This window comes from Niabella terrae (assembly GCF_054783135.1).
On sequence record NZ_BAAGRD010000003.1, the window covers coordinates 429,179 to 441,659 of the forward strand.

8 protein-coding genes are annotated in these 12,481 nt (G+C 48.1%); 7 read left to right on the forward strand and 1 reads right to left on the reverse strand.

Going from position 1 to position 12,481, the window contains the following annotated elements:
* The first annotated feature begins 2 nt into the window (after positions 1-2).
* From ACYVI9_RS04665 to ACYVI9_RS04680, 4 genes are all read left to right on the forward strand, one after another.
* A complete protein-coding gene (locus tag ACYVI9_RS04665) occupies positions 3-2,015 on the forward strand; it encodes a RagB/SusD family nutrient uptake outer membrane protein (protein WP_460761319.1) in 2,013 nt (670 codons plus the stop codon).
* A 40-nt stretch (positions 2,016-2,055) separates the two neighbouring features.
* The gene (locus tag ACYVI9_RS04670; protein ID WP_460761322.1) at positions 2,056-3,057 is read left to right on the forward strand and encodes a DUF4973 domain-containing protein; all 1,002 of its coding nucleotides are present in this window, start codon (positions 2,056-2,058) and stop codon (positions 3,055-3,057) included.
* Between the two features lie 101 nt (positions 3,058-3,158).
* Positions 3,159-4,700, forward strand: coding sequence for a family 43 glycosylhydrolase (locus ACYVI9_RS04675; protein ID WP_460761325.1), 1,542 nt, complete (start codon positions 3,159-3,161; stop codon positions 4,698-4,700).
* 75 nt (positions 4,701-4,775) lie between these two features.
* A complete protein-coding gene (locus ACYVI9_RS04680; RefSeq protein WP_460761327.1) occupies positions 4,776-5,975 on the forward strand; it encodes a Gfo/Idh/MocA family protein in 1,200 nt (399 codons plus the stop codon).
* A gap of 138 nt (positions 5,976-6,113) precedes the next feature.
* On the opposite strand, the gene ACYVI9_RS04685 is transcribed toward ACYVI9_RS04680, so the two are convergent.
* Positions 6,114-8,501: an alpha-ketoacid dehydrogenase subunit alpha/beta gene (locus tag ACYVI9_RS04685; protein WP_460761330.1), complete on the reverse strand. Its 2,388-nt coding sequence runs from the start codon at positions 8,499-8,501 to the stop codon at positions 6,114-6,116.
* A 308-nt stretch (positions 8,502-8,809) separates the two neighbouring features.
* Between ACYVI9_RS04685 and ACYVI9_RS04690 the strand changes: the two genes are divergently transcribed.
* The 3 genes from ACYVI9_RS04690 to ACYVI9_RS04700 all read left to right on the forward strand — a co-directional run bounded on the left by ACYVI9_RS04690 (position 8,810) and on the right by ACYVI9_RS04700 (position 12,209).
* Positions 8,810-9,229 (forward strand): DUF1573 domain-containing protein, encoded by a 420-nt coding sequence (locus tag ACYVI9_RS04690; RefSeq protein WP_460761333.1) that lies wholly within the window; start codon positions 8,810-8,812, stop codon positions 9,227-9,229.
* Between the two features lie 127 nt (positions 9,230-9,356).
* A complete protein-coding gene (locus ACYVI9_RS04695; protein WP_460761336.1) occupies positions 9,357-10,562 on the forward strand; it encodes a pyridoxal phosphate-dependent aminotransferase in 1,206 nt (401 codons plus the stop codon).
* A gap of 327 nt (positions 10,563-10,889) precedes the next feature.
* Positions 10,890-12,209 (forward strand): ammonium transporter, encoded by a 1,320-nt coding sequence (locus ACYVI9_RS04700; RefSeq protein ID WP_460761338.1) that lies wholly within the window; start codon positions 10,890-10,892, stop codon positions 12,207-12,209.
* The last annotated feature ends 272 nt before the right edge of the window (positions 12,210-12,481 follow it).

Here is a 12,481-nt window from a genome sequence, read left to right on the forward strand (position 1 = left end):
TTATGAAGTATCAACAAATTATCATCGGCGTGCTGTTGACTGGAATGATGGCCTGCCTGAGCTCCTGCCGCAAATACCTTAGTGTCGAACATTTCTTTGACGATCGTCAAAGTGAGGAGCGCATATTCAGCAGTAAAGATTACACAGAACAGTGGCTGGCCAATTGCTATAATGCGCTGTTAAATAATAATCTCGAGATGGGGAATACCGGTAACAACATTACCAATTATTCCGACGACATGTACTTTAATGAATCAGGCGGTAACAATGGTGACCGCTACCGGAAATTTAAATTCGGTGAATACGACCATACCCTGATTCAGTCATGGTCGCAGTCTTACGGAGGTATTCGTCAGGCTTCCGTAATGATACATAGTCTGGCTGACGGCAGCAGTTTTACCGCGCAACAGGTGGCAGATTACAAAGCACAGGCCAGGTTTGTGAGAGCCTATCTTTACTGGTTGCTGTTGCGTAAGTACGGACCCGTACCGATCATGCCGGATGAAGGCGTGGACTATGATGAAAGCTATGATGCTTTGTCTTTTCCGCGCAACAGTTATGATGAGGTAGCCGATTATATCGCCAGCGAAATGGCCCTGGCAGCCCGGGATCTGCCGCTCAAACGTGATAACCGTAATATCGCAAGGCCCACGCGGGGTGCGGCCCTGGCTACCCGCGCCAAAGCACTGTTGTACGCCGCCAGCCCGTTGGCCAACGGCAACGCGGATATGGCAGATTTTACCGATGATGAAGGTCGGATATTGATTGACCAGCAATACCGGGAAGAAAAATGGGCGAGGGCCGCGGCGGCTGCCAAAGATGTAATAGATCTGGGGGTGTACAAACTGTATACGGCAGTTTTCAAAACAAGGGGGACCACTGACTATCCGGCCACCATCGCACCTCCCTATCATCCTGATTATTCAGAGAAGAATTTTCCGGATGGGTGGGCTGATATTGATCCTTTTGAATCCTATCGTTCCGTATTCAACGGCGAGCTGTATGCTTCTGAGAACCCTGAAATGATCTTTACACGTGGCAATAACCAGGTCAATGCCGAGGGTGGCGTGATGGCGCTGGCGAGATTGCAGATGCCCAAGACAGGAGGCGGCTATAATTCACACGGATTAACGCTGAAGCAATGCGATGCGTATGCGATGGATGACGGTGCTGAATTCGACCGGGACGCTGTACGCTCCCTGTATGGCGACAATATGTTTGTCAGGGAGGAAGAAGTGGATGCGTTCCGTCCATTACTGCCCAATGTATGGAAGGAATTTGCACACCGGGAGCCGCGATTTTACGCATCGGTGGCCTTCAGTGGTGCTTTATGGACTATGTCAAGTGCGGTCAACAACCTGCCCACCGTCACCAATCAGCAGGTTTTTTATTATCGGGGGGAATACAACGGATATCAGAACAGTGACACCTGGCTGCCTACAGGAATCGGTATCATGAAATTTGTGAACCCCAAAGACAATAATTCCGGTAATGGAGGCAAGATTTATCCCAAGGTAGACCTGGCCATTCGTTATGCCGATATCCTGCTCATGTATGCCGAGGCCCTTAATGAACTAGGCGGATCTTATACGATTCCGAGCTGGGATGATCAGGGCAGTCAGTCCATCTCCAGGAACCCGGAAGAAATGAAAAAGGCGATCGGTCAGGTAAGGATCCGCGCCGGTGTCCCTAATTATGATAATGCCGTTTACAGTAGCAAAGACGAACTGCGCAGGATGATCAAACGGGAACGGCAAATTGAATTTCTGGGCGAGAATCAGCGTTATTATGACCTGCGGCGCTGGAAAGATGCACCGGTAGAGGAAGCTGAACAGATTTATGGTTTTAATACAATTATGACTAAAGAAAAAGCGGCCCTGTTCTATACGCCGGTACGGGTACCGCTTTTACAAACTACTTTTTCAAAGAAGATGTATTTCTGGCCGATTCACTGGGATGAGCTGAAGAAGAACCGGAGGCTGACACAATCACCTGGCTGGCCTTCCTTTGATTAAAAATGTTGCCAAGTATTTTACCCATCATAAGTTATTAAGAATGAAAAAATCATATATATATATCGTCATTTTATTATCGGGTTGGTTGTTCAGCGCCTGTAATGACGAATGGAAGGATGAACTGTATACCCAGATGGTTTCCTTTAAAGCGCGACTGAACAGCGAGGGGGTATCGCCCGTATACCTTCGGTATAACAAGACGGGGGAAGTGGTCTATGATTTGCCCGTAATCGTCAGCGGCTCCCAGTTGAATCATGAAGATCTGCATGTCAGAATCGGTGTGGACAATGATACCCTGAATGTTTTTAATAAACAGAAGTATCAGCATCGGACCGACTTATATTTCAAACAGTTGCCGGAGCAGTTTTTTACACTGGACGACCCGACCTGCTATATACCCAGAGGATCTTCTACCGAGAACTTCAAGATCCGGTTCAAATTTGAGAATCTGGATCTGGTGGAGCGCTATGTGCTGCCGCTGACCATTATCGATGATCCCACTTATATTTCCAATGAACGCAAAGGCTGGCGTAAGGCATTACTGCAGATCAACCCCTTTAATGATTATTCCGGAAAGTATTCGTCAACTTCTATGAATATCTACCTGGATAGTGAAACCCAGAATCCACTGGTCGCCAGTACACGTACTGCCTGGGTAGTGGATGAGCGTTCGGTATTTTTCTATGCAGGTGCCCAGGAAGAAGAGGCAGAAGTGCGTAGTAATTACAAGATCGTTATGGAGTTTCTGGACCCGATTACCGAAGCAGATGGCAAAAAGGTCGGCGCTTTAAATGTATATGCACCGAATGCGGCGATCAATTTTGAAATGCTCGGACAGCCCACTTATGAACTTCGGGAAGTCGTGGATGCTACCAAAAAATACCTGGTGAAGCAGTATTGTACTGTGCACCTGCGGTATAAATACGATGACATCACGACAATGCCGGGAACTCCGGTGCGGTATCGGGCCGAGGGTAGTATGACCATGGAGCGTTCCCGAAATATTCTGATACCGGACGAAGACCAGGCAATTCAATGGTAAGCTAAATTTTAAATGACAGTGGTGCTGATCGGCTTGCTCCGATGTCCGGGAAGAAGCAAGGCAGGACGAACAGGACCCTTTACAACTACAAAAAGCAACGCATGAAGAAAATTTTTCTATTGATCAGTTTATTATCCGGACTGCTGCTGCTGGATGCCTGCCGTAAAACAGTGGATGCTCCGTATTATGATCCCATTCCGCAGGAGGAGGATGAACCGGAGGAGCCTGCAGGTCCCTGGGCAAATTTCACCCTGGACAGTACGTTTACCAATCCCGTCATGCCAGGAGGGCCGGATCCCTGGGTTATTCAAAAGGATGGGATCTATTATTATACTTATACCCAGGGCAGTAAACTGGTCATCCTGGCGGCTAAGAATATGTCGGAACTGGCTTCCGCAAGGCGGTATGATGTATGGTCTCCTCCTTCCGGAGAAATGTACTCCAAGAATTTATGGGCGCCCGAGCTGCACGAAATAAACGGGAACTGGTATTTTTATTTTGCGGCGGATGACGGCAGCAATGCCAACCATCGCATGTATGTGGTGGAAAATACCGCTGCTACGCCGGTGGAAGGCAGCTGGGAGTTTAAAGGCAAAGTTTCAGACCCTACCGACATGTGGGCGATCGACGGAACGATTCTGGAGTACAATGGAAAAATGTATATGATCTGGTCGGGCGGTAATGCCGGGGCGGCTCCGCAAAGTCTCTATATTGCCGAAATGAGCAATCCATGGACCATTACCGGTGAAAAGCAGCTGATCTCAACGCCCGAATTTGCCTGGGAAAAGAATGGCAACCCGATTAATGAAGGCCCCCAGGTACTTAAGAATGCGCAGGGACAGGTTTTTATCATTTATTCCGCCAGTGGTTACTGGTCTGACGGTTATTGCCTGGGTCAGCTCACCCTACGGGAGGGAGGCGATCCCATGCAAGCGACAGACTGGACCAAGAAGATCCATCCGGTGTTCGCGATGCGGTCTGAAAGCAGCGCCTTTGGAACGGGACATAATGGATTCTTCAAGTCTCCCGACGGCAAAGAGGACTGGTTGCTGTATCATGCCCGTTCTGCGGCCAATCAGGGAAGCTCAGGTGGGCGGAGTCCGCGCATTCAGCCATTTACCTGGAATACAGACGGCTCACCGAATTTTGGCCTGCCCACGGTTATGTCCGTACCTCAGCTCAGGCCCTCGGGGGAGCCCTGGCGCTATATTCATTCCAAAAAGAACTGGAGTATTGCGGAGGTAAGTTCGGAAGAGCCCCATAATGGGCGGTTGGCTTCCTGTATCATCGACGATAACCTGACCACCATCTGGATTACCCGGTATTCCTCGGATGCGACTAATTATCCGGATCATTTTGTCGTCGTTGATATGGCGGAGAAAGCTACGGTGGATGGTTTTATTTTTTCCCAGAAGTCAGGAGACCGTAAGATTAAAGACCTCGAAATCCTGAGCAGCAATGACAACAATAACTGGGAAAGCCTGGGCAGTTTTACCCTCAATGACGTTAACCTGTTGCGGCAGTTTATCGAACTACCCGCCAGGAAAGAGTTTCGGTATTTTAAACTGGTGCCGTTGACGGGGCATGACGGTCAGAAACAGCCTGGTCTGGCTGAGGTTTCTACTTTCCGTTATGAACATTAATTTTGCTGCCTGGGTAATTTGTGTACCTGGGATGCAGGTTACAGCCCTTAGATTAAATGATATTCAAACTAGTTCATGGAAAGAAGAGATTTTTTGAAAAGTACCGGTCTGGTGGCGGGTGGAATGATTGCCGGCGACTGGAAACTAATGGGACAAGGCAGGGGCGGAAAATTCACTATCGGCATTATCGGTTGTGGTGACAGGGGCAGGGGCATGATGCATGTGCTGGCCACGCTGAAGGATCAGTTTATCGTGACGGCACTTTGTGATGTACTGGATTTCAGGCTTAAGGCAGCACATAAAATGGCGGGTCAGGCCCGTACATACACGGATTACCGTCAAATGCTGGCTGACCGGCAACTGGATGCAGTGGTCATTGCCGTCCCCCTTTACCTCCATTTCCAGATTGCAGTGGCAGCCCTGGAGGCAGGCAAGCATGTCTATCTGGAGAAAACGATGACTTATAATATTGAGCAGGCACTGTCACTGGTGAAAATGACCGCGGCAAGACCCCGGCAGGTGTTGCAGGTGGGGCATCAGTACCGCTATGCGCCCTTATATTATAAAGTCAAAGATATTATCAGCAAGGGCTATCTGGGGACCGTCAGTCAGATCGATTGCCGTTGGGACAGAAATGCGGATTGGCGGCGACCCGTACCGGAACCTTCGCTGGAAAAGCAAATCAACTGGCGATTGTATAAAGCCTATTCAGGTGGCCTGGTCGCCGAGTTATTGTCGCACCAGATCGATTTTATCAACTGGGCTTTCGAGAGCCTGCCTTCTTCCTTTCAGGCTACCGGTGGAATAGATGTATTTAAGGACGGTCGGGAAACTTACGACAATGTACAGGTAATGGTCCGCTACGAAGACAAAGGCATCATCGGAAATTTCGGTGCCACCTGTGGGAATGCGCATGATGGCTATCTGTTTAAGATCAAAGGCACGAAGGGAACCATTTCCTTATTGACCAATCAGGGATTGTTTTTTCCGGAGAAGGCGGCCAGGAAGGAACAAACGGTGGTCGACGGCGTAAGTGGTGCGTCAAAAATTGACTGGAACCGTGAAGGTGGCACGCCCTTGCTTCCCGAGCCCGACAAAGATGGCACTTTCTATGCCTTACAGGACTTTTATCGTTGCTTGTCCACCAGGAAATTGCCGGATTCAAATATTTACACCGGCGCCACCACGGCCATCTCTGTGGATCTGGCCAATCAGGCATTGTACAGTGGTGCCCGGACACAATGGAATCCCGCATATACTGTAAAGCCTTCTTAAAACCAAGACGCATACGAATAAGATTCCTGTATCATTGAAAGACTCGGCAATCAGCTTAAGATTACTTCTTAGTTGCGGGGTCAGTACCGTGGCCAGGAAGCCCGGTTGTTAGCGACAGAAGTTTTCCGGAATACCCAACTACTCGTTCATCATTTCTATTAGGGCCGCAGCGATTTCTTCCGCATTAGGTTTGGAAAAATAATCCCCGTCACTACCATAACCGGGTCGGTGCTCCTTGCCGGTAATGGTTCGGGGAGCGACGTCCAGATGACGGTATCCGCCCTGTACTTCCATTACATGATTGAACATATAGGCCGCTGCACCACCGGGAACATCTTCATCTACGAAAATGATGCGATTGGTTTTCTGAAGCGATTCCAGGATGCGGTGATGAATATCGAAGGGCAGGAGGGTTTGTACATCGATCAGCTCACAGCTGATATTGCGGGGTTCTACCAGTTTCATCGCCTGTTCGACAATTCTGAGTGTGGAACCATAACTTACGATGGTAATATCGGTACCTTCTTTCAGTATTTCAGGAACGCCGAATGCCACAGTGATATCACCCAGATTATCCGGTAACTTTTCTTTCAGCCGGTAACCGTTCAGACTCTCGATGACAATGCCCGGATCATTACTCTTCAACAGGGTATTATACATCGCTGCCGCCTGTACCATATTCCTGGGCACACAAACGTACATGCCCCTAAGTGCATGGATTACCAGCCCCATGGGGGAACCACTGTGCCAGATACCTTCCAGTCGGTGCCCGCGGGTTCTGACAATAATCGGACAGGATTGCTGGCCTGCGGTTCTGTAAAACAGACTGGCTACATCATCGGTTAGCGGTTGCAGGCCGTAAACCAGGTAATCCAGGTATTGAATTTCTGCAATCGGCCGCAGTCCCCGTAAAGCCATTCCGATGCCCTGTCCCATAATGGAGAGTTCACGGATTCCGGTATCAAAGATCCGGTCTTCGCCATGTTTGGCCTGCAGTCCGGCAAAGCCCTGATTCACATCGCCGATTTTCCCCAGGTCTTCTCCGAATGCCAGCACTTTGGGGTGCGATGCGAACAGCTGGTCAAAATATCTATTCAGTATCTGATATCCGTTGATGGTCTGGGCCTGCTCACTGTATTCAGGCCGGACGGCCGGGACATGCAATGCGCTTTTAGGTCCCTGATCATAGAGGTTACTGTTAAACAGGACTTCATTCTGTTTTTGCAGGTCCTGGTAATATTGTTGTATTTCCTGAGGTACGGTCGAACAAACCAGCATGGCCTGAAACAAACTTTGCAAACAATTCTTCCGCAGAGGTTCTCTTAACGAATTCAGATTGGACGCAATCTTGCTGAGTTCTGTTTCTTTCTGCGGGTTTACAGGGACCAGCTTCTCAATCATTTCCCGGGTGGCTGCCACCTGTTTTTTTATGGGTGTCAGGTATTCCTGCCAGGCTTTTTCCTTTGATCTTTTAACCAGGGCTCTGGCATCGGCTTCGATCTGATCGAGTTGTTCTTCATCGGTCAGGGCATTTTCCAGTATCCAGGCCCGCATCTTGCGCAAACAATCCCATTCCCGCTCCCATTCCAGTCTTTCCTGCGTTTTATAACGCTCGTGGCTGCCGGAAGTACTATGGCCCTGGGGTTGCGTGAGTTCTTCCACATGGAAAATTACGGGGGTATGGGTGTCGCGGGCCAGCTGTAAGCCTTCGTCAAAGACTTCCACCATGCCCATATAATCCCAGCCCTTCAGCGTAGCAATATAAAAGCCATTGGTGCCTTCTTCTTTTTCAAAACCTTTCAGGGCCTTGGAAATGGACCCCTTGGTGGTCTGGTACTCCCTGGGAACTGAAATGCCATAACCGTCATCCCATATAAATATAGCCAGGGGCACTTGTGCTACACCTGCAGCATTTACGATCTCCCAGAAATGTCCTTCGCTGGTCGACGCATCACCAATGGTACAGAAACATACTTCATTGCCGTTATCAGACAGTTCGGTAAACTGTTTCAGGCTGTCGATTTCCCTGAAAGCTTTGGATGCATAAGCCAGACCCAGGGAACGGGGCATCTGAGAGGCGGTAGGCGCCATGTCCGTTGCCGAATTTTTAATATGTACCAAGTCCAGCCAATTGCCGTTTTCATCAATATTACGGCTGGTATAATGGCAGTTCATCTGGCGACCTGCACTGAAAGGCTCCCTTTCTATGTCTGGATCGGCATATAGTTGCGCAAAATATTGTTGTGGATTGGACACGCCCAGCGCGAACATCATGGTCTGATCCCTGTAATAACCGCTGCGCCAGTCGCCCGCACGGAAAAACTTGGCCATGGCCACCTGGGCTACTTCTTTACCATCTCCGAAAATTCCGAATTTGGCCTTTCCGGTAAGCACTTCTCTGCGCCCCATCAGGCTGGTTTCTCTGCTCAGGCAGGCGATGTAGTAATCATGTAAGACACCATCTTTAAACTTCTCAAAAGATAATTGATCGTTGGTTAAAATGTTGTCTGGTTGTACCATATCCATTCGACAAAAATAGGGGACTCCCCCTAAATATAATTAACGGATTATCAATGCGATTATTATTGTAAAAAATTGAGCGTGAAAGGAATGTGGATAAATCCTGTAATAGGCTGGCTATCAGTAATTTTTAAAACCGGCCATCAGATCCATTTAAAAACACGCAACAAACCGGCTTTTTAGCCAGTTTTTATGTCTTCGAGGCAGATAATTTTAAATTTTTGCGAATTTTATGCAACCCGGACAGTACGACCGTCATCTTTTCGATACTTTTGGGCCCGGATTTGTAAATTTAAAATATATAGTAAACGATTATGAAGAAGCTCTATTTAATCCTGGTGGTATTTTTTGCCGGACTGATTACCGTACAGGCACAGTCAAAAACCAGTGCCAAACCGGTTACATCAGCCGATAATGCCATTAAGATGGTCAAAGAAAAATATGATATCGGTAAAGTACCTCAGGGTAAGCCGGTTACCTTTTATATGGAGTTCGTGAATCAGACCAAGAAACCGTTGGTGGTGAAGAATGTCCTGGCCGGATGCGGATGTACCGTACCTGAAAAGCCGAAGGAGCCGATTATGCCTGGTAAAAACGGAAAAGTGAAAGTAGAATACAGTGCACCTTCAGTAGGTCCCGTCAACAAGGATGTGGAAATTTATATTGCGGGCTATGATGAGCCTAAAATCGTGTACTTTACCGGCGAAGTAGTAGCCGCCGCCGCCAAAAAATAAAGTACATCAAATATTATGGAAGAAGCCCTGCCCTTCGGCAGGGTTTTTTTGGTGATGCACGCCCTAATACCCCGATTGTTTAGAGAATTGAACTCCGCCTGTTTAAATAATTTTTAACTTTGATTTTATGCTAGAGATTTCCCATCGCGGCAAGGTGATGCCCGCTTCTCCAATTCGTAAACTGGTGCCTTTCGCGGAAGCAGCCAGGAAGAAAGGCATTACGGTTTATCATCTGAATATTGGTCAGCCTGATATCAAGACCCCCCCGGAAATTATTGCAGCGGCCCAACAGGCAAACCTGAACGTGCTGGCTTATACGCAAAGTGCGGGAAATGAGTCTTACCGGCAGCGCTTAACTGGTTATTATGGGAAAATCGGCATTCAAGTAAATGCCGAACAAATACTGATTACCACGGGTGGAAGCGAAGCCATCATGTTTGCTTTTTTTGCCTGCCTGAATCCGGGCGATGAAGTGATTATTCCGGAGCCCATGTATGCCAATTATCTGGGATTTGCCTGTGAAGCCGGCGTTAAGGTGGTGCCGGTGCCTTCAACAATCGAGACTGGTTTTTCCCTGCCACCCGTTGAAGCATTCAGCAAAGTGATTGGGCCAGCGACAAGGGGAATACTTATTTGTAACCCGAATAACCCCACCGGTTATATCTATACGGAGGAAGAGATGCGCGCTATCGGCGCACTCTGCCAAGCGCATAACCTGTATCTGTTCAGCGATGAGGCTTACCGGGAGTTCAGTTATGGCAGTATCCAGCCCATTAGTGCCATGGAACTCGAAGGGCTGGAGGAGCATGTCGTTCTATTGGATACCATCAGTAAGCGATACAGTGCCTGTGGCGCCCGGATAGGCGCACTGGTTACCCGCAACCCGGCGGTTTATGAAACCGCACTGAAATTTGCCCAGGCCCGGCTCAGCCCACCTGCCCTGGAACAATTACTCGGTGAAGCTGCGGTTGATCTGCCGGAGGATTTTTTTGATCAGCCGAAAGAAGAATACCGCCGGCGCCGCGACTTACTGGTGCAACGTCTCAATCAGATGGAGGGCGTTTACTGTCCTGAGCCACCAGGCGCCTTTTATGCCATTGCCCATTTGCCGGTGGATGACTGTGATCGTTTCTGTCAGTGGTTGCTGGAGTCTTTTCAGCATGAGGGGCAGACCCTGATGCTGGCACCTGCTACGGGATTCTACGCTACGGAGGGCCTGGGGCTTAACGAAGTCCGCCTGGCTTATGTCATCAACCGGGAATCCATTGAAAAGGCGATGGATTGCCTGGAAATAGCACTGAAGGTTTATCCGGGACGTGTTTCCCGAGACTGAAAATCGGTTGCTGTTATTTCTCCGTATTATCATGGGATACTTTCCGGCTGAACGGGTCTGACGGTCCTGGCAGGCTATGGTGCCGGATCACTCGAAATCCCCGCATAACGCACCAGACCTCACAAAATTCAGATAAACAGCTGGTGCCATTTTTATGCAGGGCTCTTTTTTTGAGCCCTTAATATATTATTAATATAAATATATGATATAAATGCCGTTTTATTGCATAATAATTTCGATTTAATCCCATAATTTTGAGTATTAGAAATTTTTATACTGGTTTAACCAAATGTTCTCTTTGCTCATTAAATATTAAATATTTTTATTATGCACATGACCAAAAAACTGGCAATTCTTCCGTTTCTACTGCTTATTATTGTTACCATTCTTAGTATTTTCATGGGGCATAACCCCACTGCAATTCCTCAACATGAAGGCCTGGATACAGGCGATACCGCCTGGTTACTGGCTTCGACGGCACTGGTATTGATCATGACTCCGGGTCTGGCATTTTTTTACGGGGGGATGGTAAAAAAGAAGAATGTAATTTCAACGATGCTGCAGAGTTTTATCTGCATGGCCATCGTTACCATTATCTGGCTGGTGTTTGGTTTTAGTCTGGCATTTGGAGAAAATATGCTCGGGGGGTTTATTGGTAACCCTTCAACTTTCTTTTTAATGAATGGCGTCCTTGAAGGAAGCCCCTGGCCGGGTGCACCTACTGTGCCACTTGCGGTATTTGTATTCTTTCAGTTAAAATTCGCCATTATTACACCGGCACTGGTGACCGGAGCTTTTTCCGAAAGGGTACGTTTCACTTCCTATGTCTTATTTATCTGTCTGTTTATTATCTTCATTTACTGTCCTCTGGCCCATGCAACCTGGCACCCGGAAGGTTTCCTGGCTAAACTCGGCGTACTGGATTTTGCCGGAGGTACCGTAGTACATATGAGTGCGGGCGTAGCTGCCCTGGCCAGTGCCATGTACCTGAGGAAAAGAACCGATACAGATATGAAGCCCGCCCGGATTACCTATGTATTGCTGGGTACCGGACTGCTCTGGTTCGGGTGGTTTGGTTTTAATGGTGGTTCTGCAATGGGCGCCAACGCATTGGCGGCTACCGCATTGGGTACTACTGCCATTGCTTCTGGTGCCGCTGCATTTACCTGGATTATGTACGATGCACTGAGAGGTAAAAAGCCTTCTGCCATGGGTACCAGTATTGGTGCAGTAGTGGGATTGGTTGCTATCACGCCTGCTGCAGGTTTTGTCAGTCTGCCACACGCGCTGGTCATTGGTGTTGTGGCCGCTCTGGTGAGCAATCTGATGGTAGAATGGAGAACCCGTACCAGTCTGGATGATACCCTGGATGTATTTCCCTGCCATGGCGTAGGTGGTTTGGTCGGAATGATTCTGACCGGCGTTTTTGCTAATCCCGGTATCAATAGCGTCGCTTCCAAAGGGCTGTTTTTTGGTGAAACCAGCCTGTTTTCGACCCACGTAATCGTAGCATTGTGTGTATTGATCGGCGTATTTATTATGTCCATGATTATATTAAAAGTAACAGATATGATTACTCCGCTTAGAGTCAGTGAAGAAGAAGAAGCTGAAGGGCTCGATATGTCTCAATTGGGAGAATCACTCTAAAGATCTCATAGGTTTTATGTTTTCGAAGACCGTTCCTTTTTAGGAACGGTTCTTTATTTAGGGTGCATATTTAACCGGTGCTCACTAAGTAAAGATATCCGGCATCAGGTAGCGCGCAAAGTCGAAAAAGGAACACCCATACATTTTATTCAACGCACAATTAAAAAACATGCGCCAGGCTAGGGTATTCCATTCCCCTAAAAATCTTTCGGAATTTCAAGTCAAGGGTTAGGGAAAGATTTTTCCACAGGGCGCATGGTAAATTCGGATTA